The 26,998-nt window shown below is 65.0% G+C and carries 20 protein-coding genes and 1 pseudogene; 7 read left to right on the forward strand and 14 right to left on the reverse strand.

The window, feature by feature from the left end:
• Positions 1-558 precede the first annotated feature (558 nt).
• The 4 genes and pseudogenes from ASF08_RS25870 to ASF08_RS15010 all read left to right on the forward strand — a co-directional run.
• A pseudogene (locus tag ASF08_RS25870) lies at positions 559-777 on the forward strand (acyltransferase); the annotation flags it as partial.
• Positions 777-1,694, forward strand: a complete 918-nt coding sequence (locus ASF08_RS15000; protein ID WP_056146728.1) for a glycosyltransferase family 2 protein — start codon at positions 777-779, stop codon at positions 1,692-1,694. The pseudogene ASF08_RS25870 and the gene ASF08_RS15000, both read left to right, overlap by 1 nt.
• A gap of 5 nt (positions 1,695-1,699) precedes the next feature.
• Complete coding sequence (locus tag ASF08_RS15005; protein WP_056146730.1) at positions 1,700-4,207, forward strand: glycosyltransferase; 2,508 nt, start codon at positions 1,700-1,702, stop codon at positions 4,205-4,207.
• A gap of 231 nt (positions 4,208-4,438) precedes the next feature.
• Positions 4,439-5,362 (forward strand): rhamnan synthesis F family protein, encoded by a 924-nt coding sequence (locus tag ASF08_RS15010; RefSeq protein WP_082473223.1) that lies wholly within the window; start codon positions 4,439-4,441, stop codon positions 5,360-5,362.
• Between the two features lie 76 nt (positions 5,363-5,438).
• On the opposite strand, the gene ASF08_RS15015 is transcribed toward ASF08_RS15010, so the two are convergent.
• The 3 genes from ASF08_RS15015 to ASF08_RS24215 all read right to left on the reverse strand — a co-directional run bounded on the left by ASF08_RS15015 (position 5,439) and on the right by ASF08_RS24215 (position 8,492).
• Positions 5,439-6,395: a glycosyltransferase gene (locus ASF08_RS15015; RefSeq protein ID WP_056146734.1), complete on the reverse strand. Its 957-nt coding sequence runs from the start codon at positions 6,393-6,395 to the stop codon at positions 5,439-5,441.
• Between the two features lie 316 nt (positions 6,396-6,711).
• The gene (locus ASF08_RS24905) at positions 6,712-6,981 is read right to left on the reverse strand and encodes a hypothetical protein (RefSeq protein WP_156629611.1); all 270 of its coding nucleotides are present in this window, start codon (positions 6,979-6,981) and stop codon (positions 6,712-6,714) included.
• 62 nt (positions 6,982-7,043) lie between these two features.
• Entirely contained in the window at positions 7,044-8,492 is a 1,449-nt protein-coding gene (locus ASF08_RS24215) for a glycosyltransferase family 61 protein (protein ID WP_162238964.1), read from the reverse strand.
• Positions 8,493-8,732: 240 nt separating this feature from the next.
• Here ASF08_RS24215 and ASF08_RS15020 point away from each other — a divergent pair, with 240 nt between their 5' ends.
• Together ASF08_RS15020 and ASF08_RS15025 are read left to right on the forward strand one after the other, a co-directional pair.
• Positions 8,733-9,065, forward strand: coding sequence for a hypothetical protein (locus ASF08_RS15020; RefSeq protein WP_056146736.1), 333 nt, complete (start codon positions 8,733-8,735; stop codon positions 9,063-9,065).
• A gap of 184 nt (positions 9,066-9,249) precedes the next feature.
• Positions 9,250-9,672: a translation initiation factor 2 gene (locus tag ASF08_RS15025; protein WP_147832690.1), complete on the forward strand. Its 423-nt coding sequence runs from the start codon at positions 9,250-9,252 to the stop codon at positions 9,670-9,672.
• Between the two features lie 18 nt (positions 9,673-9,690).
• Here ASF08_RS15025 and ASF08_RS15030 read toward each other — a convergent pair whose 3' ends face one another.
• The 6 genes from ASF08_RS15030 to ASF08_RS15055 all read right to left on the reverse strand — a co-directional run bounded on the left by ASF08_RS15030 (position 9,691) and on the right by ASF08_RS15055 (position 18,333).
• The gene (locus ASF08_RS15030) at positions 9,691-12,663 is read right to left on the reverse strand and encodes a response regulator (protein WP_056146738.1); all 2,973 of its coding nucleotides are present in this window, start codon (positions 12,661-12,663) and stop codon (positions 9,691-9,693) included.
• A 67-nt stretch (positions 12,664-12,730) separates the two neighbouring features.
• Positions 12,731-14,119, reverse strand: coding sequence for a pentapeptide repeat-containing protein (locus ASF08_RS15035; RefSeq protein ID WP_056147154.1), 1,389 nt, complete (start codon positions 14,117-14,119; stop codon positions 12,731-12,733).
• A gap of 4 nt (positions 14,120-14,123) precedes the next feature.
• Entirely contained in the window at positions 14,124-16,034 is a 1,911-nt protein-coding gene (locus ASF08_RS15040; protein ID WP_056146740.1) for an AI-2E family transporter, read from the reverse strand.
• A gap of 84 nt (positions 16,035-16,118) precedes the next feature.
• Positions 16,119-16,499 (reverse strand): response regulator, encoded by a 381-nt coding sequence (locus ASF08_RS15045; protein ID WP_018043373.1) that lies wholly within the window; start codon positions 16,497-16,499, stop codon positions 16,119-16,121.
• Positions 16,500-16,919: 420 nt separating this feature from the next.
• Positions 16,920-17,381 (reverse strand): DUF4126 family protein, encoded by a 462-nt coding sequence (locus ASF08_RS15050; protein ID WP_056146742.1) that lies wholly within the window; start codon positions 17,379-17,381, stop codon positions 16,920-16,922.
• Positions 17,382-17,535: 154 nt separating this feature from the next.
• Positions 17,536-18,333: a lytic murein transglycosylase gene (locus ASF08_RS15055; protein WP_056146745.1), complete on the reverse strand. Its 798-nt coding sequence runs from the start codon at positions 18,331-18,333 to the stop codon at positions 17,536-17,538.
• Between the two features lie 521 nt (positions 18,334-18,854).
• Here ASF08_RS15055 and ASF08_RS15060 point away from each other — a divergent pair.
• Complete coding sequence (locus ASF08_RS15060; protein WP_244474548.1) at positions 18,855-21,074, forward strand: TonB-dependent siderophore receptor; 2,220 nt, start codon at positions 18,855-18,857, stop codon at positions 21,072-21,074.
• Positions 21,075-21,154: 80 nt separating this feature from the next.
• Here the strand turns inward: ASF08_RS15060 and ASF08_RS15065 are convergent, their stop codons facing one another.
• The 5 genes from ASF08_RS15065 to ASF08_RS15085 all read right to left on the reverse strand — a co-directional run bounded on the left by ASF08_RS15065 (position 21,155) and on the right by ASF08_RS15085 (position 26,879).
• Positions 21,155-23,518 (reverse strand): TonB-dependent receptor family protein, encoded by a 2,364-nt coding sequence (locus tag ASF08_RS15065; protein ID WP_056146748.1) that lies wholly within the window; start codon positions 23,516-23,518, stop codon positions 21,155-21,157.
• Positions 23,519-23,582: 64 nt separating this feature from the next.
• Positions 23,583-23,963: a hypothetical protein gene (locus tag ASF08_RS15070; protein ID WP_056146751.1), complete on the reverse strand. Its 381-nt coding sequence runs from the start codon at positions 23,961-23,963 to the stop codon at positions 23,583-23,585.
• A gap of 25 nt (positions 23,964-23,988) precedes the next feature.
• Positions 23,989-25,389 (reverse strand): PepSY-associated TM helix domain-containing protein, encoded by a 1,401-nt coding sequence (locus ASF08_RS15075; protein WP_056146753.1) that lies wholly within the window; start codon positions 25,387-25,389, stop codon positions 23,989-23,991.
• Positions 25,390-25,431: 42 nt separating this feature from the next.
• On the reverse strand, positions 25,432-25,794 hold the full coding sequence (locus tag ASF08_RS15080; RefSeq protein ID WP_056146755.1) for a hypothetical protein: 363 nt from the start codon (positions 25,792-25,794) through the stop codon (positions 25,432-25,434).
• A 152-nt stretch (positions 25,795-25,946) separates the two neighbouring features.
• Positions 25,947-26,879 (reverse strand): S41 family peptidase, encoded by a 933-nt coding sequence (locus ASF08_RS15085; protein ID WP_244474549.1) that lies wholly within the window; start codon positions 26,877-26,879, stop codon positions 25,947-25,949.
• Between the last annotated feature and the right edge of the window lie 119 nt (positions 26,880-26,998).

Genomic DNA, 26,998 nt, shown 5'->3' on the forward strand with positions numbered 1-26,998 from the left:
ATGCTCGATTTTGCTTCGAACCGCGAGCAGTGGAGCGAGGCAGGCCTGCGCGGTCGCGCAAAGCTGCACCAGAGGCATGGCTTTGACACGGTGCTTGCACGCTATCAAACCATCATGGACGAGGTGGTTGCGGCGGCTCCGACTCCGCCCCCGGAAATGCCAAAACCTGTGACTCAGACGTCGTCCATAGCGATGCGGATCGACCGCAAGCTGCGCCGGATTTATCGCGACGCCCGCTATCGCTACAAGCCAGCCCTATCCTTTTGGCTGGCCAATCATTTTTTCATGAACTGGATGCCTTACGGGATCAGGCACGCTTTTCTGAGGCGCTTCTGTCACGTCCGGATCGGCGAGGCGTCGACGATCTGCTCGGGCTGCTTCGTCACCGGGTACAGGATCCAAATCGGTTCGAACACCGTCATCAATCGGTTTTGCTATCTGGACGGTCGCGTCACATTGAAGATCGGCAACAATGTAAATATATCGCATTATACGCTGATCCAAACCTTGACACACGACCCTCAGAATCCGGATTTCGTCTGCGTGGAGGGTGCGGTGACGATTGAGGATCATGCCTGGATCGGTGCCCGAGCGATCATCTTGCCAGGTGTCACGATTGGAGAGGGAGCAGTCGTCGCTGCTGGCGCCGTCGTTACGCGGGACGTCGCCCCCTACACGATCGTTGGAGGAAATCCTGCCCGACTGATCAAGGATCGCACTCGTGATCTGCGTTACAAGACGCAATACTTTCCTCTGTTTGATACGGACATTCAATAATGGCTCGAATTTCTGTCATCATACCCCTGTATAATCATGAAAAATATATCGAGATGGCTTTGGACAGTGTGGCACGACAGACATCGCCTGCCGACGAGGTCATTCTTCTCGATGACGGCTCGTCGGATCGAGGGCTGCAGATCGCCAGAAAAGCAATGCGAAATTTTCCGATTGCGCAAGTAATTGCGCAATCGAATGTCGGTGCGCATGCCACGATCAACAAGTTGTTTGACATGGCAAACGGCGATTACATTGCCGTACTGAACTCCGATGATGTCTTCAATCCCGGCAAGTTGGCCCGCTGTCGCGCTTTGATGATACAGGATCCCACTCTCGATGTGATCGTGGGAGAAGCGGACATCATCGATGAGAAGAACCGAGTCCAAGATCACGGAGTTGCCGCCGACTGGATGAGGCGGGCACTTGCCGCCCGGGATGCCCATGCATTGCCACAATTGTCGCTTCTCCACGAGAACTGGGTGGCGACAACGTCCAATATGGTGATCGCAAAATCATTCTGGCGCCGGGCGGGATACTTCCGCGACCTTCGCTATTGCCACGACCTGGACTTCCTGATGACAGCCTTCACCCGGGGGCGCGTCGCCGTTGACCACGGTTTTAAGCATATTCAGTATCGTGTGCATCCGCGGAACACGATCGCTGAAGACCTGGACAATATTCGTTTAGAGATCGCTGCCGTCTGGGCGAACGCCTTGCATGAAGGCGGCAACCGTCTTATTGGCGGAGATCTAGCAGACGGCGTCAGGGCCTTCATCGCTGCGCTCGAAAGCAAGGGCATGAGCAACCTGATCTGCCTTTTGCAGGCACTTCGCGGCAGCGCTCCTTCCGCCGCCGTATTCTATGACATCGTTCTACGGGGTACGCTCCGACAGACCCTTCTTGGCCACCTGAGATAATCGGCATGATCATTACCAAGCCAGGGTCGCCGCAAGCCGACGATCTCGAATTTCCGCGACCGGAGGAGCAGCTCGATTTCAATGGAGAGCGTTACACGTCAAGCATCTCCGGACCGATTCGGCATCAGCACCATCATCGCTATTTGTTCGCTACGCGCTTTTGCTGCGGTCTCGATGTTCTCGACGTTGCTTGTGGCGAGGGTTACGGCTCTGCGCTGCTCGGCACGGTAGCGCGAAGCGTCATCGGTGTCGACTTGGACGAGGCGACGGTTGACTTCGCACGACGGAACTACGTGAAAGACAATCTAACGTTTCGGAAAGGTGACGCAGCTAACATGCAAGACCGCGAGTCTTTCGACGTTGTTGTCAGCTTTGAAACAATCGAGCATCTTGTCGAGCACCAAGCGTTTATGATTGGTGTGAAAAATGCGCTACGAACCGACGGGTTGTTGATTATCTCTTCGCCTGACAAAGACGTCTACACTTTTGAAGACGGGCACGAGAACGAGTTTCATTTAAAGGAACTCACTCGACCGCAATTCGACGCTCTAATTCGAGATCATTTCAAAAACGTCGCGATTTTGGAGCAGGATTCCATCGTGGGCTCCTTCATTGGCCTTGACGGCGGCGCATCTGCCGACCTCGAGCTGCATTCATCCGTTGACGGGCAAGCCTACCGCCGCACGCTGGGCGCTCCGCGCGCGCATTATCTCATCGCCGTGGCATCCGACGGGCCTCTGCCGCAGCTTTTCACCAGCGCACTGAATGACATGGCTTGGGTGGGCGAGCAACAAGGCCACCAGACTCACGCCGTCGCCCTGGCTCGGGAACTTGGTATCAGGGATATCGAAATTAGGCGGCTACAAGGCGAGGCCGCCGCGCTGGCTCGCGAAGTCGGTGTGCGGGATACCGAAATCACGCGGCTACAAGGCGAGGTTACCGCAGCTAAGGTCGTGATCCAGCATCTCGAAGACGTGGTCTCGGAACGGACCGCAGAAGTCGATGTCATGCGGACGGAGGTCGAGTGGCTTCAGGACCGAAACACACGGGGCGATGTGCGGATCCGGTATCTGGAAAGCGCGAAAGAAGCCAAGGATGCGGAGATCGGTCGGTTACGCGAGCAGGCGGACGAGACGATAACCCATATCGTCGATCTGCGCCGCGAAATGGACCAGACCCACGCTATCGTAGCCGAGCAGAAGCGTCATATCGGAGAGGTTTTGACATCGACCTCATGGCGGCTGTCTGCACCGGTCCGTCATGTCGGTCGTCTTACTGCCAATGCGCGACGCCGTGTCCGTATGTTCATCGCGCCGCCTTCCAAACAAATAGCCAAAATTCGGCGGAATCGCGTGCCGCGCATTCTTTTTATCGACTGGACTGTTCCCACGCCGGACCAGGATTCCGGGTCGCTCGACCTATGGCATCAATTGAAAATGTTTCAGGCGATTGGATACGATGTCTCGTTCATGTCGATCGTGGCCCGTGTCGGCGATCCTCTGTATCTTCACGCCATGCAGAACAGCAATGTCGATTACATCGAGATTCCACCGAATTCGTCTCCCGAGCAAGTATTGCAAGACCGTGCGGGCGAGTTCGATCTCTTCATTTTGAACCGGATCCATGTTGCGGAGCGGCTGCTTGCCCATGTGAGGCGTTGCGCGCCCAATGTACGCATCGTTTTCAACACGGTGGATCTGCATTTTCTTCGCGAAGAGCGGGAAGCCGCGCTGGAAGGATGCCAAGAAAAGGCTCGAGCCGCAGCGCAACGGCGTATTTCGGAGCTGCGCTGCATGTCGGAAGCCGACGCTACGATCGTTTTGAGCGAGGAAGAAGGGCGTATGCTGGCAGAGTTGGTGCCACAAGCTACGATTCACATTATTCCTTTCGCGCGTAACATCACATCTGAATCCCCGGATTTCTCGGAACGAGACGGTGTTCTGTTTATAGGTGGCTTTCTGCATGCACCAAACATTGATGGAGCTATTTGGCTAACGACAGATATCTGGCCAAAGGTTCGTCGTGCGCTGCCCCATGCGAGACTCGATATTGTCGGCAGCAACGCAACTCATGAGGTTCGGCAACTTGCCGATGCGGATTCCGGGATCTTCGTGCGGGGTTTCGTGCAGGAACTGGAACCGATCCTCTCGCACGCGCGATTGACGGTCGCCCCGCTCCGCTTTGGGGCCGGCATCAAGGGTAAGGTGGCGATGAGCTTGGCTGCGGGCCTTCCGTGCGTCGCGACCCCGATCGCATCGGAAGGTATGGGGTTGGTCGAAGATCGAAATATTATGGTCGGACGAGACGTGGACGAAATCGCAGCGGCGATCATCCGCCTCCACGAAGACCCCCTTTTATGGTCACGCCTTTCCGAGGAAGGCAAAGTTGTGATGCGAATCCGGTACTCTTTTGAAAGCGTCGGAAAGCGCTTCATCGCGCTCGTGAGATCCTTGGACATTCCTGTTGAGCCGGGAGCAGAGGAAAGAGTAGCGGCAATTACCCCTCATTTTTGATCTGGATACGATTCCGAGTGGATCGGTTTGATCCGCCATCTTCGCAATGCTTCGTCCCGGATCGGGTAAGATGCCACGTCCACGTTGTGGATCAGGCAGCGACGCGCCGGTGATGAGAGGGCCAAGCGATCGCTATCGATGGCTCCGCAGGTCACGTCGCGATCGAGATTACCATGTATGGACTCCATCGCCGAAGCCGTCTCGTCCCTGGCATGAGAATGAATATGGACCATGTTCGGCGATACAGCGTCCCGCTTTGCAAAGGTTCAGCAGATGGTCATGTCAGCACGCCTGATGGCCATCGGCCGTCTCGGATTGCGTTCCCGCGCTTACCGTCGCCACGTCTACCAGAAGATCGCAGCGCTGACGCTTGGCGCTGCCTTCGTATCGCCGGTTGGTCAGCGCCTGCGGCAGGCGGTGGCGCGGTTCGGCACGCCCGCGCATCATCCCGACGTTCGGACGGCTGTCGTCGCGCACGTGTACTACCTCGATCTCTTGCCCGAGATCCTGGCCTGCTGGGCGACGCTGCCCGATGGGGCTCCGCTTCACCTCACGGTTCCGAGCGAAAGGATCGAGCAGGCTCGTCATCTGCTGCAGGACATTCCCGGGGCGATCCTGCACCCGTGCGAGAATCGGGGTCGTGACATCGCCCCTTTCTTGACATTGCTCAATGCAGGGGTGTTCGACCCTTATGACGCGGTCCTGAAGCTGCACACCAAACGCAGCCCGCATCTGCTCGACGGCGAGATTCGACGCAAGCTCCTCTTCACTACGCTTGCGGGCGGCCGCAATGCGACTCTACGGCTGCTGGCTGCGTTCGAAGAGCCGGATACCGGTCTCATCGGCTGGAAGGCCAGCTACCGGGCAGCGCCATCCTACTGGATGGCCAACGAAGCGCGTGTCAGGGCCATCGTGCGGCGGATGGGCATGCCGGACGATGCCGTCCGTCTGGGATTCTTTGAAGGGTCCATGTTCTGGTTTCGACCGGCGGCACTCGCGCGCCTGCGGCATCTCCAGCTGAGCCCGGAGGATTTCGAGCCCGAAGCACGCCAGCTCGACGCAACCCTTCACCATGCCATAGAGCGGTGCTTCACCCTGTCCGCCTGGGCCGATGGCTTCAGCGTTCGCGGTCTCGACGGGCGGATCTTGAAGTGATGAGGGGCCGGAGTACGGTCCGATGCGTCCGGCGCTGAGCATGACCGGGTATGCGGCGTCGAAACGCCCGGCGGTCCTACCGGGGCCGCTTGAATACCGTCGCGCGATTGTCCTGCCGGTGTGCCGACCTCCCGAGCGCGGTCTCCGGCGGGCCGAGCTCGGCGCGGGCGCCGTCGATCAGGCCGCGCCAGAGAGCTATACGGACCTCGCGCGAGAAGCGGTTCTGCCCGAGATACACGACGATGCGCAGGGGGAGGAGGACGAGCGTCCGGGCCTTGTGGGCGAGAGGGACATGGTTCATGCGCAGCATAGCCAACTGGTTGCGCAGGAATGTGTAGAGCCGTCGCGGCGGCTGGTCCGTCGGCGAGAGACCGAAAGGAAGCCGGATCCGGCCGCGACCGAGTTCGTGCGCCATCGGGACGTCCTCCGCGATCCAGATGGAGTAGCCACGGTGGTTGGCCCGCATGCACCATTCCACGTCGATGGCATCGATGAAGAAGTCCGTCCGGAACGGACCGACGGCGCGCGCTGCCTCGCAATTCACGAGGGAGCCCGACGAGATCACGAACTGCACGCGGGACGCATGCGCCGCGTTTCCGCTGCCTCCCTGTCCGGGCGGAGATTGCAACGGCTTGCCGGCCCAATCCGTTGGGCGGGGGCCGACGATGGCAGGCTGTTCTCCGGCCTCCGCCAGCTGTGCATGCCGTGCGGCAAGCCGCGGAATCGCACCCGGCGGCGGCAGGCTGTCCTGATCGAGAAGCAGGAGGAAGGAAGCGTCCTGCCCGGTAGCGTGGTCCAGGAGGTCGTTGTAGGCGGCGCCGAGGCCGAGATTGCCGCCGGGTCGTATCACGGAGAGGTCGGTGCCCTGCGCCGCCGCGCGCAGACTTTCCTCATCCTGCGAGGAGACGGCGGAATTGGCGTAGATCACGATCTCCCGCACGTCGGGCGCCAGCGCGCCGACGAGGCGAAGGAGGTTCGCCTCGTCGGGATGATAGATGACGATCCCGGCGATCGTCTGCGGTTGCGCGGACAAGGCAGCTTCCTGTTGCGGCAAGTGCGGCGGGACTGCCATTCCTAGAGCCGTCAATCAAGCTCCGGAAAAAACCGGTATGCGTGGTCCGCTCTGAGGCAATCACTGCCGACCGTGGAACCGGCGGCCTTTGAGGCTGTTGGGAGATGGCTAAGAGACTCCTCCTTTGCCCGCCCGGCTCACGCCGAGGCGGGTTTTTTGTCTCGTGGGTGAGGTTGCAGCGATCTTCCCGCTCGTCGTCGCATTTCCCGGATATCGATCACGCGAGATGGCGCCTTAGCCATGAGCGATGGCGCAACTGTGAGCGACATCTGTTTCATCAAGCGAAGGAACGCGCGCCTATGAAGACACGCGACTCATGCCCTATGCCGAAGGAGGCAAGGACCTTGCGGCCTGGATTCAGGCCGACGCCGAAGCTGGCGGCGATAGCGGTGGGTCTGAAGCCGGTACGATCGACCCGCATACGGGCGACTTCAGTCGACTTCGTTACCACGATGGCGTTGCCAAGTGGACCGGAGGACGTACCGACAATCTTTCCGTTTTCAGGAATGGCGGACGTGTTTCCGTGTCCGTCGTTCAACTGCGTCATCGTCTATCTGTGGCCGATCCACGCATGATCGCCGTGAGCATGAACGAGGCTGAGGCAAACAATCATGGCGCCTGCCTTTCCAAGAAGTTGAGAAACTCCGGAATATCCGTGCTCCAAGTATCTCGATCTCCAACCTGGGGCTCGAGCCAAGCGCCATACCGATGCCCAAGTGCCAAGCTCATTCGGGCATAATTGAACCGCAGCTTATGGGTGCCCTCGGCAATGGGAATTATCTCGGTGATGCGCGTATCTCTTTCGCAGAACAGTATGTGAGAGAGGCCCGCACCATGAGGGGCTATAATATCTTTGGCAGACAATCCAATAAAAATCTGCTGCCAGAGAGGTATTCCCGACATGGAAACCACCGAATATCCAAGGGCTGAAAGTTTTCCTTCAAGTTCTAGCTCGTTGGACATCTGCCGTCTCGTGGCATCTGTTCTTGAAATGTAGATTTTTTCTAAAGGTTCGAGGCCGTTTTTTATCGCTTCACCGCGAGAGTAATTTTTAACGATATCAATAATGGATGAAATTCGATCCCAATACATCATTCCTTCAAAGCCTACTCTGGCCTTAAGAAGATGTTCGACAAAAACAGCGTCGCCGACTTCAACGATTTGGTTTCCGAGCCCTGCTATCTCAAGCGAAACGCGCTCAAAGGATTTGGCGTGGTCACTCAAAAGAATTTGTGTATCTTCGCCGGATCCATCCGTCATCCATGAGAAAAACGTTAATCGATCAACGATCCAATGATAGATCCCTTTTGTATATTTTATTCCATACATGCCTTTCTGTACAATTGGTACGTCTGTCCTTTTCAATGACGGGATTGAGCGCCCAGCGCTCGTAATGACTGCGCCGTTTTCTTTCCAGATTTGCCCAAACCGATCAACGAAGACGTCGCGATGCTCTTTCAATAAAGGAGGAGCTGGCTTTAAAAAGCAGGATTTCGCCCATTCCATTGTCTTGTTAAATATATCAATGTGGTGACGGGGGGTTCGTGAGCTGGCCTCTACTGACGTGCTTCCCATTTTGCGCACGTAAGCGTCTGGATGCGGAAAATCGGTAGCAGATATTGCTGCCTTTATTCTTGAGCCACCTTTTGTCGACCGATTTACAGCTTTGTGTATGTCTGTATTAAGTTTATGGTCTTTACTATACGCTAATATGCGGCGAGCATGCTTGGCGAGTCCCGGATCAAGTAGCGCATCGGGAAATGCGATAATTGCACCCCATGCCGATGCATAATGCTTGGCAATAACAAGATTTCGAGCGAAAGAGTACCGTTGCTTCAACGTCCATTTCGGATGTGATGCGACTTCTCCCGCTAAATCCAATGCTTTATTGTCGCGCTCTTCTGTTGCAGCGCATATATAAGCCATCAAAATTCTGTGGCTTTTTAAAAGAACCGATGCATCTCCAGAATGATGAAGGACGCCTTTCCAGTCGCGTCGATCAAGGGCGGCTAGCGCTGCTTTTGTATTAAGTTGGTTTTTGATTTTTACTGTGCTCATTATAGCCCCCTGCCGGCCCAATAGTCGAATGATCGAGATGTCTTTTCGAGGCATAGGCCGGATAGATAAGATTTATTCGGCATTGAGGTAAATCGCTTCCCGATGACCGATCGAACAACTATCATAGAAATTATTCAGTGGCTGATCTGCCGAGCGCCTTCATGGCTCATTCCGACTTCATACACCGAGTTGGCCGAATGTCAGTCGTTGGCCCGTCTCCTCCGAACACCAGAGCCACCCATGATTGGACGACGCCCAAACCGCGGCGACGGTGCCCGTGCCCTGTCCCAGCACATCCTGCCCGCTGCGGGAACGATGATCGGCGTCTGCACGACGCTGGTCGGACTGGTGAAGATCGCCGAGGCGCAGATCGGCCCGAGCCATGTCGATGAGGCCGTTTCGCTGACGGCGATCCTCTTTCTCGCGAGTGCGGCGGCTTCCTATCTCTCCATGCGTCTCGACGACGACCGTCCCCTCGCCCTTCGGCTGGAGCGTGTCGCCGACATCTGCTTCGTCATCGGCCTCCTCGGCCTGTCTACGATCACAATTCTCTTCGCTTACGAAGCGATCTGAACCGACGCGGACCGTTCCCCGTTGGCAGGACCCTCCGAATCATCGACGGATGCCTGTGTATCGGGAATCAAGGGGGGCACTACTACTCTTGCGGGACGAGACCCGTCGCGCGACAACCTTTCGCCGACTGAGAATGCGGCGCATGGGGGACGTCATGGTGGGTCGGATTGTCAGGGCTGCGGCGATGGCCGCGGTGGGTGTCGGTGTGCTCGGATTGGGAGCGTGCGGCAGCATCACGCGCGGAACCTCCGAGAAGATGGCGTTCCAGACCGAGCCCCCTGGCGCCATGATGACCAGCACCAAAGGTTATGCCTGCCCGGCCACGCCCTGCTCGCTCGATGTCGACCGTTCCGACGAGTTCGACGTCACCTTCGCCAAGCCCGGCTTCCGGCCCGAGACCATTCCCGTGCGCACCAAAGTCGTGGGAACCGGGGCCGCCGGTATGGCGGGCAATGTCATTGCCGGCGGCATCATCGGCATTGGCGTCGATGCCGCCACGGGCGCGGCGTTCGACCATTTCCCCAACCCGGTCGTGGCCACCCTGGTGCCGGACAGCCTGCCCAGTGCCCAGCGCGAGCGCAGGCGCCGTGGCAAGCCCGGCGTGTGAGGGCGCAGCACCGTCCGCCTACGACGTGACCAGGGAGCGGAGGGCCTCGGCGAGGTCGGACAGGCTGAGCTGGCCCTTCTGCAGCACCCGGTCCGCCTGACCGGCCAGACGCCGGCGGTCGTCGGCGGTGACGTCCTTGGCGGTGAGCACCACCACGGGGATGTCGCGCCATTCGGGTTTTGCCCGCAGGACGCGGAGGAAGCCGAACCCGTCCATCTCCGGCATCATCAGGTCGAGGAGGATGAGGCAGGGCTTCTTCACCGCCACCGCCTCCAGCCCGGCCCGGCCGTGCTCGGCGGAGGTCACGCGCCAGCCCTCGCGGGTGAGCATCGCCGTCATCCGCTCGCGCACGTCGGCGTCGTCGTCCACCACGAGGACCGGGCCGTCGGAGCCCGTGGCCCGGAAACGCTCCATCGCTTCCTTCAGGTGCCCCCATTCGATGGGCTTGTGCAGGTAGTCGGTGGCGCCCAGCGAGAAGGCGAGGCTCTGCTCGTCGAGCACCGTGACCATGATCACCGGCGTCGCCCCGAGTTCGGGATCGGCGCGCAGCGCCCGTAGAACCGACCATCCGTCCATGCGCGGCATGGTCACGTCGAGGAGGATCACCCGCGGGCGCAGGGCGCGGGCGCGCTCCAGGCCCTCGCGCCCGTCCGCCGCGCTGGCCACGCGAAAGCCGTCCTTCTCGAGGTAGCGGGTGAGGAGATCGCGCGTCGCGGGATCGTCGTCGATGATGAGGACCTGATCACCCTTGGCGGCGCCGGAGGGCGCCGTCGCGGGTCCGTCATGGGCGATCGCGGAGGCGGGCTGCACCTCGACGTAGCGGGCGGGAATCCGGATCGTGAAGGTGGTGCCCTCCCCTTCGCGGCTCGCCACGTCGATCTGCCCGCCGAGCATGGTGGAGAAGGCGCGGGTGATGGCGAGGCCGAGGCCGGTGCCGCCGAAGCGGCGCGTGGTCGAGGCATCGGCCTGGGTGAAGCGCTCGAACAGCTTGGCCTGCTGCTCCGGGCTCATCCCGATGCCGGTATCGGCCACGTGGAAGACCAGCCAGGCGTCCTCGCCATCACCCTCGCGCACGGCCGAGAGGGTGATCCGCCCGTTCTCGGTGAACTTCGCCGCGTTGCTCAGGAGGTTGATGAGGCACTGGCGCAGCTTGGTCTGGTCGGTATGGGCGAGCCCGAGATCCTCGGCGAGGTCGAGGTCGAGGGCGTTGCCCTTCTTCCCGATGAGGGCGTCCACGGTGGAGGCGACCTCGCGCACCATCTCGGCGACGGGGAAGTCCTCGGCGTAGATCTCCATGCGCTCGGCCTCGATCTTCGAGAGGTCGAGGACGTCGTTGATGAGGCCGAGGAGATGGCGGGCATTCGCCTCGATCTTGCGCATGTCGGCGAGCAGGCTCTCCTGGCCGAGATCCTCCATCTCCTCCTGCAGCATCTCGGAATAGCCGATCACCGCCGAGAGCGGCGTGCGCAACTCGTGGCTCATATTGGCCAGGAACTGACTTTTCGCGCGGTTGGCCTCCTCCGCCGATTCCTTGGCGGCTTCCAGGGCCTGCTCGGCCTCCTTGCGCGCGGTGATGTCGGTATGGGCGCCGACCCATTCGCGGACCGTCCCCGCCTCGTCGAGGATGGGGACGCCGCGCACGGCCATGTGGCGCCACACCCCGTCATGCCGGCGCAGGCGGTGCTCGATCTCGTAGAGCGTGACGTTCGAGACCGCGTGGTCCCATGCGAGTTGCGTCTTGTCGCGGTCGTCGGGGTGGATCGCCCCGAGGAAGCCGTGGCCGGCGGCCTCCGTCGGGCTCTGGCCGGTGAAGCGGGTCCATTCGGACGGGGCGACGGCGAAGCCGCCGTCCGGCGGGGTCGCCCAGACGATGGAGGACGTGGCCTCGGTCAGGGAGCGGAACCGCTGCTCGCTCTGGCGGGTGCGCTCCTCGGTGAGCTTGCGGAGGGTCTCGTCGGTGACGACGAAACCGACGCCGTCCACCGTCCCGTCGGAGAGGCCCGCCGCGCCCGGCAGCGGATAGACGCTGATCTGGAGATGGCGGACGCCGCCCGGCGCACTCGGGGTCGGCACGGCGACGTCGATATCGGGCGTGATCAGGCCGTTGTCGCGCGCCGCCTCGAATTTCGGACGGAGCAGGTCTTCGAGCTCGGGAATCGCGGCCCAGATCGGGCCGCCGAGGGACGCCTGGAATCCGCGCGCGTTCATGGTCTCCAGGGCGCGGTTCATGTGGCGGATCGACAGGGTCTGGTCGAGGAAGCCGAGGCCCACGGGAGCGTTGGCAAGAACCCCATCGAGGAGCGCCGTCATGCGCTGGCTGTCGCGCCGGCGCAGCAGGGCGATGCGGCCCAGCAGTCCCATCGCGGCGAGCCCCGAGGCCGCGCAGACGAGGGACAGGATCAGCCCACGCCAGAATTCCGTCGTCTCGGAGCGGGCGAGGCTGTCGCGGGCATGGTCCTGGCCGACCCGCGTGGCTTCGCGGATGCCGTCCATCATCCGCTTGCCCTCCCCGGTCTGGACCAGGGTCACGGCCGCGTCGAAGCCGCCGGCATCCCGCGCCTCCACCACCCGGCGGGCGAAATCGCGCTCACCCGTGATGAGGGTCCGCAACTCCCGTCGCCGGGCGGTTCCGGGATCGGCGGATTCCGATTCCAGCCGGTCGAGCTCACCGATCTGTCCGTCGAGGGTGTCGACCGCGCGCTTGTAGGGGGTAAGGTAGTTCGGCAGCCCGGTCAGGGTGTAGCCGCGCATGCCCGTCTCGAGGTCCTTCATGGTCGAGAGCAGGCGCTCGTTCAGCGTGATGATGTCGTGCTGGCGGGAGGCTTCCGTGCGGCTGCGCTCGGCGAACACGTAATTGGCAAGGCCGGCGACCACGGCGACCGCGAACAGGCCGAAGGCCACGGGGGAGCCCGGAATCCCCTGCAGGGCGGTGGGGACGGTCTTGGGGCCGCGCCAGCGCCAGAGGCGGCGGGATGAGGTCGGGGTGTCCATCGGTGCGGCTCGCGGTGATGTCGATGACGGATCGGTGGTGTGCGGGGACGGCGCTTCCGGCGGGTGCCTATCGTCGCAGCCGGTTGCCCAGGACGAAGCCGAACAGGCCCATCAGGATGATGCCGGCGGCGCCCTCGATCCCGACGAGGAGGTTGGTGAACCTCCCGACCGGCTTGACGCCGATCTCGGGAGGGTTCGCCGTCATCATGTTGAGGGCGCTGTAACTGAGGAGGTCGAGGGGGTTGTACGTCGCACTTCCATTGCCGCCCTCGGGGATCAGCCCGCCGGCGATGCCGAACAGGGCTCCAAAGACGAAGATCAGGATCACGAAGGCGCGGGCGATGCGCGACAGGCTCTCCCCGTAATCGCACAGCCATTCCACGAACCGGTCGGCGACCCAGCGATAGCCCGATTGCAGGACGGGCTTCCAGGTTTTGGGCGCCCTTGTCCGCCGGGACCAGGCCGCCCGCGCCTCGGCGCCGGCATGGAGCCGACCCATGCGACGGCCGCGCTTGTAGGCCCAGCTCGCCTCGTCATGGCTGCCGATGCTCTTCATGTTGTGCTCGATGGCGAGGTAGCTCGCCTGCGCGGCCTCGTACTCGCCCGCGATCTCCTCGCCCACCGCGCCGCCGAGCTGGTCCACCCGGAAGCGGACACCGGTGAGGAGCGCGCCGGAGAATCGCGCATGGCGCAGACGGCACGACATCAGGTTGAGGCGCACGAGGTTGGTGTCGGACAGGTCGGCGCCCGACAGGTCGGCCCCGTCGAGGGCGGCGCCGGAGAGGCTGGCGCCGCGCAGGCGCGAGCCGGTGAGACGCGCCTTCTTGAGGCTCGCCCCGTCGAAATTGGCGAAGGTCAGGTTCATGTCGGAGAGGTTCGCCTCGTCGAGGCGGCCGCCGTCGAACCGGCTGTAATCGGCATCCGCCCCGGTGAAGTCGGCCCCCCAGAGATCGGCGCGGGCGAAGGTCGCCCCGTCGAGAAGAGCGCGCTGCATCCGGGCAAAGCGCATCGTCGCGCCCGTGAAGTCGGCATCCTCCAGCATCGCGTCGGAGAAATGCGCCTCGCCGCCGACGATGCCGGTGAAGTTGGCGCCGCTACAATCGGCCTCGCTGAAATTCGCTTCCTCCAGGATGGCGCCTTCGAAACGGGCGGAGCGGGCCAGCGCTCCGACGAGTGAGGCGCCGGACAGGTTGGCGCCGGAGAGGTCGGCCTCGACGAGGTCGGCTCCGTCGAGATGCGCGCGGCACAGGCCGAGGCCGCGGTGCCTGGCGTCCCACCACGGGGGAGCCGCCTCGCCGGGCGGGATGCGCGCCAGCAGAACCTCGCGCCCGGCCCGGAGGCCGGACAAGGCGAGGCGCTCGTCATCGGCGCGGAAGGGTTGCCCGTCCGCTTCCGCGATACGGGCCAGCAGCCCTTCGGTGGCGGCGTGGGCGGGGGTGGCGTCGCGATCGGCCATGGCCTCAGCCGCGTCCCGCCCGCCCCGGCGCGGCATAGCGCAGGGCCGCGTCGAGGGCGTCGTTGAGGGAGGTCACCAGCACGTCGGCGGAGGTGGTCCGGCGCAGGCGGTCGAGGGTCGAGGGGTCGCGCTCACGCCAGAACCCGACGAGCACCTTGACGCCCGGCAGTTCCTTGCGGGCCTGGCGGACGGTGAGACGGATCTGCGAGAGGCTGACCGGTTCGAGATAGGAGAAGCAGATCATCGCGATCTCGTCGGCGCGCTCGGGCCGCTTGTCGGCGCGCAGGTCAGCGAGCGAGGTCATCTGGGCGGCCAGACCATGACGGCCGAGGATCTGGCTCAGCATCAGGGTCGCCGCCTCGTCGAACGGACCCCGGCTCGACACACAGAGGATCGGGGTGGCGCCGCGCCACTTCGCGGCGAGATCGTCCCGCGCCAGGACGATGCCGGCGCTGCTGCTGTCCGGCCCCGCCGCGGCGATGGCCGCCGCCGCCTCGGCATTCCCGGCGGAGCCCGACCGCTTGATCGGCGCGAGCTTGAGCCTGTCGACCACGGTGCGGATCGCCGCGCCGACTTCGCTCTGGCGCGACCGGTCGAGGGCTCCGCGGGCGAGGTCGTCCTGGGCGAGGCGAAGACCCGCCAGCACGACCTCGTCGTAATAGGTCACCAGCGCCCGCGCCTTCAGCACCTGCCGGCCCTGCTCGATCGCCTCGGCCGGGTCTCCGGCGAGCATACGCTGGTAGAAGATCTCGGGCGGCGCCAGGGCCGGCTGGTCGCCCAGGATGACGTCGAGGAACCAGAGCCGGTCCACGTGGCGGCCGAGGACGACGAGGCAGACCGTGATCGGCGTCGCGAGGACGAGGCCGATCGGTCCCCAGAGGAAGGTCCACACCGTGGCCGCCAGGATGACCGCCAGCGGCGAGAGCCCGGTGGAATGGCCGTAGAGCAGCGGTTCGACAACATGGCCGGCGATGGGCTCGACGATGAGGAACAGGAGCGCCGTGGCGATGACCATCGACCAGCCGGGATCCACCGCCGCAGCCAGGATCAGGGGCAGCAGGGCGCTGATGGCGCCGCCGATATAGGGCACGAAGCGCAGGATGGCGGCGAGCACGCCGAACAGGATCGGGCTCGGCACGCCGATGAACCAGAGGCCGGTGCCGATGACCGCGCCGAAGGCGATGTTGAGGGCGAGCTGCGCCAGGAAGAACCGGCTGAGCCGGCTGGTGGCGTCGTCGATGGCCGCCGTGGTACGGCGCAGGTCGCCCGAGCCGGCGAGCCGGATGGCGCGGTTCCGCAGGTCCTCCCGCTGCAGCAGGATGAAGATCGTGAAGAGCAGGATCAGGCCGGCTGTAGCGAGCGGGTGCAGGATCGGCCCGACGAAGGCGCCGAGCGTCGTGGCGAGGGCGGCCTGCGGGGTCGCGACCACTACGTGGAGGGGGTTGGCGCGGCTGCCCGACCGGCCCGGAAGGTCTTCGTCCTTCGAAGGCGCTGGTTGCAACTCCTCGCCGAGGTCCTGCACCATGTCGACGATGCGCGACAGGGTTCCGCTGCCCGAGGTCGCCTCCTTCACCGAGGCGATCTTCTCGCGGATGGTGATCTGGTAGCGCGGCAGGTCGGAGGCGAGCTGCCCCGCCTCGGTGGTGATGAGCAGCCCGACTCCGATGATCGCCGCGAAGGCCGCCACCACGACGAGGGGCGCCGCAGCGGCGCGCGGCACCATCGCCCGCCTCAGCACGCGCACGGCGGGCACCAGGACGAAGCTGAGGAGGATCGCCAGGACCACGGGCACGATGATGTCGCGGCCGAAATACAGCATCGACGCGATGGTGACGACCAGCAGGCACGAAGCCAGGATCGTGAACACCGGCATCGCCTGCCGCATCAGGCGCGCGGTGATGGGATCGTCACTCATGGAGGATGGGTCTTCTCGTCTCGACGCGTGTCAGTGGAAGCCCCGTCCCGTCGGGACGCGCGAAGTCCTGGATCGGACCGGCGGTCAGGCCGGCGTTTCCGCGCCGCCCAAAGCCGCGCCGATCTGGGTGAGGAGCTTGGAGAAGTCGATGGGCTTGGGATGGTAATCGTCGCAGCCGGCCTGGATCGCCTTGTCGCGGTCGCCGAGCATGGCGTGGGCGGTGAGCGCGATGATCGGGATGTCCCGGGTGTCGCCGCTGGATTTCAGCGCGCGGGCCGCCGACCAGCCGTCGAGGATGGGCAGGTTCATATCGAGGAGGATCACGTCCGGCCGTCCGGCACGCGCCTGCTGCACGCCGGCCTCGCCGTCATGGGCCAGGATGACGTCGTAGCCGCGTCGCTTGAGACGGCGGGAGAGGAAGTCCCAGATCTCTTCGTGATCTTCCACCAGTAGGATCTTGGCCATCAAGGGAACTCCGGCATCATGTCGACCCGACTCGTCGGGGCTGCGTTTGCGTGAGCGGTCGTTCGGCAGGCCGGGAGCCCTCACATCCGATCGCTCGTGTTCTGGTCATCACGTTCCGTGCCTGCCGGCCCGGTCGCCACATCCTTGTCACGACGTCCTTGTCACGACGTCTTTGCCCGCCTCCGTCGAAGACCGGCGCCGGATAGGTCCGGGCATTCGGCGGATGGGTGCAAAGAGGCATCGTCCCCTCCCCGCCCGGCCCCGGATGGTCGCTCCGCACGACGGAGCGCCCTGGTGTCAGGCGTGGTGACGAAGTGCAACGCACCAATCGGGCTTCCGGTCCTTGAGCACGACAATTCTGTCGCCCGTCACGCAGGGGGATCGAAGGGGTAGGGCCTGGAGCGAGACCCGGAGGCGGCGCTAGAGCGCACTCGCGACGAGGATCGCGGCGACGACGGCGACGGCATCCTCGGTGAAGGCGGCGGGCCGGTCCGAACCGAAGGCGGCGGCCATCCGCGCCCTCGCCCGTGCGCCGCCCAGCGTACCGATGACGGCGCCCGCCGCGCCCGCCAGGGCTCCGGCGACGGGCTGTCCCAGGCCGATCCCGATCGCGCCTCCGCAGAGGGTGCCGCTCGCGATCCGCGCGGCGAATTGCACGGGCACGGTGCGGCTCGGCGTGGCGGGAAGCGTGTCCGTGACGAACTCGGCGAGCGCGAGAAGGGTGAGGATGACGGCCGTCGAGCGGTAGCCGAGAAAGGCGAGCCAGCTCCCGTCCAGGGAGATCCAGCCGAGATGCGCCGCCCAGGCGATTGCCGCCGGTGCGGTAAACGTCCGCAGACCCGCCACCATCCCGATCAACCCTGCGAGAACGATCCCGGCCATGGAGTAGGTCCCGCTGCGACGCCATCGTCGAAGCCGGAAGATCGATCGGGCGGGGGCGAAGTCAAGGTGGGCCTATGGCAGCAGCGCCGAGCGTGCCTCCGGCGCGAAAAGCCCGGCCCGACGAAAACGGGGCCCCGCAGGGCCCCGTGATCCGTCACTGGCCGTCGATCTGCCGTCCGAGCTGGGCGATCGCCTTCTGGTAGACGGTGGCCGCGTTCCATCCCTGGATCGCCGCGAAGTTCGGCTCGCCCGGCTGGTATCCGGCTCCGGCCTTCCAGCCGTGACCCTTCAGGAAGTTCGCGGTAGCGTTGAGGGCATTCGGAATGCTGTCGAGGCTTCCGCCGGTGCCGTAGGTCAGCACGTTCTTGGGCAGGAACTGGGTATGGCCGACCTCGCCATGGGCGGCGCCGCGGGTCCCGGAGTTGAGGATGCCGCGATCGACGAGGGTGAGGGCCGCGTAGAGCTGGTCGGTGAAGAAGTCCGAGCGGCGGCAATCATAGGCGAGGGTCGCCACGGCGGAGAGCGTGTTGATGTTGCCGCGAACCGCGCCGAAGCCGGTCTCCATGCCCCAGATCGCGAGGAGCGGGCCGGCCGGCACGCCGTAGCGCTGCTCGATCGAGTCGAACAACGCCGCGTTGGTCTGCTTCAGCTTGCGGCCGCGGGCGACGATGGTGGGGCCGCCGCGCTTGGCCAGGAACTGGTCGAGGGTCAAACGGAAGCTCTTCTGGCCCCGGTCGGCCGAGATGGTGGCGCCGGAATAGGAGGTCTCCATCAGGGCGGCGAGGCTCGCGGCGCTGGCGCGTCCCTTCGCTTCCTGTGCGAACTGGGTCTTCCACGCCTCGAAACCGCTGGCCGTGTTGCCGCACTGGGCCGCCTGCGCCGTGCCGGCCATGCAGGCCAGGGCACCGAGGGCGGCGGCGGCGATGGCCCCCTTGTAGCCGCGTCTGGTCATCCGAAACTCCTTCGTCGCGGCAGCTCTCGGGAGACTGCCAGCTTTGCCGACCGCCCTAAGCCGTTCCGCATGGGAAGGCTACAACCTTGCCGAGGTGTCGGTGCGGCCCGCACCAGTTCCCGGCAAGATGTGATCTTCCGGTTACCACCCTGACCTTCCGCGCGTGAGCGGCCCGCGCCCGATCCCGCATGGCTCCCCGTGAAAGCCCGCCGGCTTCGGGACGAATCCGCCCAGCTTCCTCGTGCCGCCGGAAACCCGATGCGCCCGATCCTTCGCGCCTCTCGGGGGTGGCCCGTTCGTCTCCGCGCCTCGCCCCCGCCTTTGGCTTGTCAGGCTATTGTGCAGTGGATCGCGGCCAGCGGAAATTTATTGTCTGATGAACTATTCTTTCAGATGAAAAATATCGCCTATAAAATTACCGTTAAACTGCATTTTTAGAAGAATTACAAAGTTTATACTGGATATTGTCAGGCTATGACTTTGGTCATACTTGTGTTTCTGGAGTGTTTCAGGAGTAGACGATGCCCGACCAGACCGGATGCCCACCTCATGCGGCGAGGCTCGACCGCAGAGCCGCCAATCGCCTGCCATGGTTGCTGGCGGGCGGGGCCGCCCTCGTCCTCGCGGACACGGCCTGGGCCCAGAACAGCCCGGCGGCGGTGCAGGCCGCCTCCCCGACCGCCGTGTCCCTCGATCAGATCACCGTCGACGGCGATGGCAGCGGCACCATCGGGTATCAGCCCCGGCGGACCAGTTTCGGGGCCGGGTCGGATACCTCGCTCCTCGACACGCCGGCCAACATCGCCGTGGTGCCCGCCACCGTCCTGCGCGACCAGCGCGTGCTGTCCCTCGACGAGGCCTTGCGCAACGTCAGCGGCACCGCCCAGGCCAACAGCCTCGGGGGCACGCAGGAAGGCGTGATCCGGCGCGGATTCGGGACCACGCGGGACAGCTCGATCCTGCGGGACGGCCGCCGCACGGTCCTGCAACAGAACTTCAACTACGCCATCGAGCAGGTGGAGGTACTGAAAGGCCCCGCCTCACTCCTCTACGGCATCTCGGAGCCGGGCGGCCTCATCAACCTCGTCTCGAAGCGTCCCGAATTCACTTCACACGGCGCCCTCAGCGTCACCGGGACGAGCTTCGGCGGCGGCCTCGTCCAGGCCGACGTGACCGGGCCGGTGGAAGGCACCAACCTCGCCTACCGGGTCGTCGGGGATTTTCAGGATTACCAATACTGGCGCAATTTCGGCGCGATCGAACGGCAGGTCGTGGCCCCGTCGCTCACTTGGAAGGGCGACGACACCAAGGTGACGGTGGCCTACGAGTTCGCGCATTATAATATCCCGTTCGACCGCGGCGCCATCTTCGATCCGCGCAACGGCCAGCCCCTGCGGGTCCCGCGCGACCGCCGCTTCGACGAACGCTTCAGCCGCGTGGACGCCACCAGCCATCTCGCCAGCCTCGACATCGAGCATCGCTTCAACGACGATTGGCGGCTGCATTTCGGCTACAGCTTCAGCCATCTCGGCTACGACGACAATCAGGTCCGCGCGGTCTCGTACAATGCCGAGACGGGCTTCCTGACCCGACGGGCCGATTCAACGCAGGGCGGCGACTTCAACGCCCATGTGGCACGCCTCGACCTGACCGGACGGCTCGACACCTTCGGACTAAGGCACGACATCCTGGCGGGCGCGATGTACGAGCGGGTGGACTACTTCCGCAAGACCACCATTCGCGGAGCGAACCAGGGCGGTTTCAACGTCTTCGACCCGGTCTATGGTCGCCTCGGCCCGTCGAACCAGGTTTCGCTCACGGGCAGCGACGTCCGCGACCGGCTCAACAACACCAGCCTCTACCTCCAGGATTCGTTCCACCTCACCGACCAGCTCATCCTGGTGGCCGGTGTCAGCGCCCAGATCTACGATCAGCTCGCCTATGCCGGGCGGCCGTCCGTGGTCACCACCGACATCAACGGCGTGCAGCCGGTCCCGCGTGCCGGGATCGTCTACAAGCTGACGCCCGATCTCTCGCTCTATGGCAGCTTCAGCCGCTCGTTCCGGCCCAACGTCACCGATCTGGAGACCAACGGCTCCCTCGCCCCCGAGGAGGGGGAGGCCTACGAGGTCGGCGTAAAGGCGGATCTCGGCCCCGGCCTCACCGTGACGGGGGCGATGTTCGATGTCGAGAAGGCGAACGTGCTGGTCACCCAGGTGGTGGACGGAGCGCGGATCGCCACCACCGCCGGCAAGGCCCGTTCGCGCGGGTTCGAACTCGACGTCGCCGGCCAGATCCTGCCCGATTGGGCGGTGATCGGCAGCTACGGCTTCACCCAGGCCCTCGTGACCGAGGATCCCATCCTCGCGGGCAAGGAGCTCCAGAACACGCCGCGCGTGACGGCGTCCGCCTTCCTCACCCACCAGTTCGGCGCGGTGACGCGCGAGGGCGAGCTCGGCTCGCTGCGCCTCGGCCCCGGTTTCCTCGAGGCCGGCTTCGGCACCCGCTATATCGGCGAGCGGCCGGGCGATGCCGCCAACACCTTCACCATGCCCCACTACCTCGTCTGCGATGCCTTCCTGGCCTATCGCACGGCGGTGAACGGTCGGGCGACGACGATCCAGCTCAACCTCAAGAACCTGTTCGACGAGACCTATTATTCGTCGTCGGCGGCCAGCAACCTGCTGGTGGCCGTGGGCGAGCCGTTCCAGGCCCTGGTCACGGCGCGTGTGACGTGGTGAGGGCAATCCGCCGATAGGCCGATCTCACGATCGGCCCCAATGGCGGCGGGCCGGATGTGGCATCCGGCCCGCCGCCATCGTCAGAAGGACAGCCTCATCCCGGCGACCACGTTGCGCGGTGCCCCGGCGAAGACCGAGCCCGGGGTGGTGGCGAGCACGCCTGCGCCGTTCTGCAGGCCGGTCGTGGAACTGAGGGAGTTCGCGAGGTTCTGGGCCGAGGAGACGTAGGTCTCGTCGAAGACGTTGCGGACTTCCGCGTAGAGGCTGATGCGCTTGGCGTAGCCGCCGGGGAGGTCGGCCGCGTAATGCACGTTGGCATTGACGACGGTATAGCCCGGCGCCTTCAACTGGTTGGCGTTGTCGATGAAGAACCCGTCCTGGACGACCGCTTCCACATAAGCGCCGAGGCCGGCGAGCGGCCCCGTCGCTTGGTCGTAGCCGATGCGGGCGAGGAGCTGATGGGCGGGCACGCCGGGAATGGCGTTGCCGGCGCGGTCGAACCTTTCGGTGACTGGGCGGGCTCCTGAGCATGGTAGGCTGAACGGAGGGCTGACCTGGCAGACGCTGAGTTGCTCGGTGTATGTCGTATAAATCTGGTCGTCGAACGTGTAGGCGGCCACCGCCCGCCATCCGGGTGAGAAGGTCCAGTCCGCCGCGAACTCGATGCCGCGATGCTCCGAGGCCGGGGCGTTGAAGGTGTAGCTCAGGAGCCCGGCGCCGGGGGATTGCGACACGAGCTCGTTGCGGAAGAACTCGTAGAACCCGGTCAGGCTGAGGCGCAGATTTTCCGTGGGCGTCCAGTCGGCGCCGAGATCGAAGCCGAGATTCTCCTGGGTCTGGAGTTGGGTGTTGCTGCCCGGAAGACCGGCGGGGGTGATGAACAGGTTGCTCGCCGCCGGCGTGGTGTAGCCCGTGGCGGCCCGCCCCCGGAAGGCCCAGGCGGCGTTGGGCCGGTAGACCAGGGCCAGTTCGGGGGCAACGTTGAGGAAGCTGCGGTCGGTCGTCGCCACCGTCGTCGTCCGTTCCGTCGCCGAATAGCCGTAGGCGAGGTTGCGCCCGGTGATGGTGGTGTTCTCCGCCGCGATGCCGAGGACGCCCGTCCACTGGTCCGAAAGCGCGACCTCCGTGCGAGCACGGCCGCCGAGGTTGGATTGCACCGCCTCCTGGTCGCCGATCAGCGCGCCGAGGGTCGGCCCGCCATAGGGGGCGCGGTTGAAGGTCGTGATGTGGTTGTCGATGGTGTTGTAGGCCAGCGCCACGTAGCCCACCGCCGGCAGGCCGAACAGGTCGCCGCGCCGGGTCAGGTCGGTGAGGAAGTTCCAGGACGGATAGGAGCCGCGCGACGAGGACGTATAGAAAGGCTGGTTGAAGTTTCGCTCGTCGAAGCCGAGCTGCGTGCGCCACGTGGTCTGCGCGTCGATGTCGTGTTCCCAGCGGGCCGCCACGATGGTGCGGCGGTCCTTGCGCCCGAAGGCGCCCTCGTCCGCCGTGACCGGCACGGTGGCGCCGAAGGCCCCGTTGATGCGCAGGTTCGTGAGCGTGCAGCCCGGGGCCGCGGTGGCCGCCGCCGCGCAGCCGCGCTGGTAGGGGTTGATGCCGAACTGGTCGAGGGAGGAGCGGGCGGGAAGGTCCGCGTTCACCTGGTTGTTGATCACCTTCAGGGTGAAGCGGTTGTCCGGGGTCGGGGTGTAGCTCGCCAGCAGGTTGATGGTCTGGGTGTCGTAGGAGGAATGGTCCTGGTAGCCGTCGCCGCGTGCGTCGCTGGCGAACAGGCTGATCTCCACCGGACCGCTGGCGCCGCCCACGGTGAAGTAATTGCTGAGATAGCCGAAGCTGCCCGCATCGGTGCCGATCTCGTAGCCGTTGATCTCGCGGCCGGTCCGCGTCCGGAAGGCCAGCGCGCCGCCGGTGGCGTAATTGCCGAACAGGGCCGATTGCGGCCCGCGGAACACGTCGATGCGGGAATAGGCGCGCGGATCGACGAGATCGAACCGGGAGGCGCCGTCCGGCTGCGTCAGGATGAACCCGTCCTCCAGGACCACCATGTTCTTGGTGACGCCGGTGGAACGGGCGTTGTTGCCCCGGATCGAGATGACGACGTCGCGCGCGCCGTTGCCCTGGCGCACGGTGACGCCCGGGCTGTTGACGAGGACCGAGCCGATATCGGTGGCGGGCCGGTCGCCGATCGTGCCGCTGCGCCCGACCTGGGTCACCACCTGCCCCACGGGCTGTTCGATGACTCTGGGCGCCGAGCCCTGGGGCGAGGCGACGCCGAAGCCGCTCCGGCCGGCCTCCCCGACGACGGAGAGTTCCGGCAGGGTGACGCCGTCCTCGGCGGCCTGCGCCAGGGCGTCGGCGCTCGAAAGCGGTAGGGCGGCGAGGGCGAGGAGGGCGCGCCGGGCGCCTGTGCGGCGTGGGGCGTGAGGGGGACGGGAGCTGGGCATCAAGGGGGGAGCATTCCGGATCGCGGCAGAGGGGATGCGCCGTGGGGGGACGGCGCGCGCTGGATCAGGACGCGGTCGGCGGCGCGCGCGGCTGGCCGGACGGGCGATGCGGACGGGCCGGCTGGGAGGGCGGCGGGATCGACCAGGCCAGCGCGTGCCAGCCCTGGCGCCGCGCCACCGACGGCGCTTGGGGAACCAGGGGGCTCGACAGCCCGACCGCGCAGAGCGGGCAGGCCTTGCAGGCCGGCGCGGCGGGAGCCCGATCTCCGATGGCGGGAGAGCCCTCCGCATGGCCGCAGATCGCCGAATGGTCGAGGGCGGCGAGCGCTCCCGGAATCCGCAAGCCGGCCAGCGGCGCGATCGCCTGTCCCCACAGGGCGAGCAGGATCAACCCGCTGCCGAGGCAGAGGCGCAGGGTGCGACGCAGGCGGATGAGGTCGGTCACGGGCGCGGTCCCCGCGTCGCTCGGATCAGGCCGCCGCCGGTCGCCGCGCTTGGCGCCGGAGGGCCTGGATGCCGAGGTCGAGCCCGATCATGGCGAGGATGGCGAGGCCGGTCAGCGGAAACAGAGCGCCCAGCCCGAGGACCAGGGCGGTGACCGTGGCGGCGATCCGGCGGTCGCGCGGCCAGGGCGGGACGCCGAGACCGCCGGCGGGCCGGCGCTTCCACCACATCACCGCGGCGGTGACGCTCAGCAGGATCGTGGCGAGGCAGAAGGCGAGCATCGCCAACTGGTTCAGGCGGCCCCAATACTCGCCCTTGTGCAGGCCGATTCCGTACTGGATCGCCTGCCCGACGCCGCCGAGATCGGCGAAGGCCACGTCCACCAGAGGGGCGCCGGTATATTGGTCGAGGGAGATCAGCCGCTGGCGGTCGACGTCGCGCGGGTAGATCGCGGCGGCATAGATGCCGGTGGGCCCCTCGGGCAGCGCGACCTCGTAGCCCCGTGGCATGCCGAGGCCGTCGAGGATGGCCAGGGCCCGGTCGAGGCCGATGGCGGGCGCGTCCGCCGGTTGCGAGACCGGCATCGGCGCGTCCTCCATGGTCCAGCCCGCCTGGGTCAGCCGGTCCTTCATCGGCACGGCGGACACCGCCTTGTCCGCCCACAGGGCGCGCGGCTGGCCGAGCCCCGCTTCGTTGGACAGGGCGCGGACCTGCTGGCCCCACCAGACCGACCAGGGCAATCCGGTGATCGCGAGGAAGAACAGGCCGGCGCCGGCCACGAGCCCGGTCACCGCGTGGAGGTCCCGCCACCAGACGCGTCTTGCCGGCCTCGCCCGGACTGTCACGACACCTCCCCCTTTCCCACCCCCCTGCCCGCGCGGCCACCACAAATAGGTGCCGGTGACGACGAGGATGATCGCGAAGCCTGCCACCACCTCCACGATCCCGTTGGCGACCGTGCCGAAATAGCTGAGGCTGTGCAGGCGCCTCACCACCATCATCGGGTCGCTCTCGGCGTTCACGACGTCGAGGACGTCGGCGTTGTAGGGGTCGAGGTAGACCTGAATCCGGCTGCCGCCCTCCCTCATGGTCACGAGGGTGGGGGCGGTCGCGGAGGCCGGGCCGGTGAAGGAGACCGGCACACCGCCCGGAACCGCTTCGGAGGCGGTGTAGACGAGGCGGCTCGCGCTCACGGGCGCCCGGTTCTGCGCCGCCACCTCGGTGCGGTGGGCGAAGAGCGTGGCGTTGATCTCGTCCTTGAACAGGTAGATCGCGCCGGTGGTAGAGAGCAGGACGAGGAACGGCAGGCACAGCAGGCCGGCGTAGAAGTGCCAACGCCAGACGGCGCGATAGATGCCGTCGCGCGACGCACGCATGGCGTCGGACCCGCGAAATGCGTGGGCGCCGCCCTGGGACGATGGGGTCATCGGGGTCAATCCGGGTCTGAGCGATCGAAACGGTCTGATCTCTCAGGCGGAAGGCGGACCTCGCGATCCGATGGATTGGTCGGGCGGTGCCCGCGCGGCGGGGACCGCCACGTCCGCACGTGGCGCAAGCGGGGCGGGGCGAGCCTGCCAGACCACCGTTTCGAAGGCCGTGTCCTGCCCCGGCGCCTGCGGTCCCGCATGGGCCGCCGTGCAGCACGCATGCGCGCAGGCCGGGCTCGCATCGGCAGGATCGCCCGCTGCGTCATGCCCGCAAAGGGCGCTTTCCCATCCCGCCTGGGCCGGTGGCGTCATCGTGACGAGGAACGCCTGGAGGCACAGGCCGTAGAGCGCGATCACGGCGATGATCGCGCGCAGGCCGGCCGTCCCTGGCGAGAGCTTCCGCATCACGTGGCCTTACGGCACCGCTTCGCGCGCCGTCAACGTGGCAGGTGGAACGGTGATGTCCCGGTGTGCGGTATGGCTGTGGGCGACGGAGCGGGTGATGTCTTTCCTTTCTGCTGTCCCGAAAGGATGAGCTGAAAGTGCACGTGCCGGCCCTACAACTTGCTGTCGCGCGTCGCCAAAGCCAGCGCCGCTTCTTGCGTGACCTCGGAGGTGGCCGACACATTCGGGCTCACGCCGACACTGCCCCAGTTGCCGCCCGTTATCGGATTTTCTGCCCTTCCGGTCGGCACGACGACGAAGAAATCTGCCCCGAGCTCGGTGAGGCCACCTGGATTGGCGCCCCCGCGCGTTTTCTCGCCGACGATGGTCGCACGCTTCAGGGCCTGTAGATCGTAAGCGAACTCCTCGCCCGCCGAATAGGTCTTGGGACCGACCAGCACGTAGACCGCCTTGCCGAGGTAGCTCACCTGGGTGGGCGAACTCCAGAACGACTCCGTTCGGAAACTCGTCGTCCCGCGATTGCGCCAGATCAGATCGTTGATGTGAACGCGCTGGCTTGGATCGAGAAAGAAGCTGACGAGATAGGCGACGGAAGCCGGATGGCCGCCGCCATTGTCGCGCATGTCGACGATGAGCGCAGAGGTGTCCGATAGGTCCTGCATCGCCTTGTCGGCGGCCGGCTTGAAATCCCCGGGGGGAACGAAGCTGGCGAGGTGGATGTATCCGACATTGCCAGCCAATCGCTTGACCTGAAAGCCGGCCCCCTGCCTGTCCGAAGGCTTGGGCCGGTTCGCGAAGGGATCGCCATGGATCACTCTCACGTGGTTATCGCTGGTCAGCGACCGCAGGCGTTCGGTCAGTTGCCTGGCGAACTCGCCGGGATCGTCCGCCATCGCATAGGCATGGGCGTCCAGATCACGTTGGATTGCATCCGCGGCCTGCTTTCCCAAATCGGGAAATACGTATCCTTCTCTCAGCTCGGCGGCGATGCCATCCACGACCTTCCTGACCGTGTCTTGGGCGAGGGGCGCACGCTTCAAGTTTTCCGTTGAGATGTCGGCTTTGGAAACGGAGGGTTCCGCCACGATCGCCAGTACAGTTGTGCAAAAGACTGCTGCGACAACAGATCGGCAACGGCGCATGGCTAAACCTCCAACGATTCCCGGCAACCCCATTGTCCGCCTTGGACAATGGCCAGCGGGGT

This window comes from Methylobacterium sp. Leaf85 (assembly GCF_001422125.1).
Taxonomy (GTDB): domain Bacteria; phylum Pseudomonadota; class Alphaproteobacteria; order Rhizobiales; family Beijerinckiaceae; genus Methylobacterium; species Methylobacterium bullatum.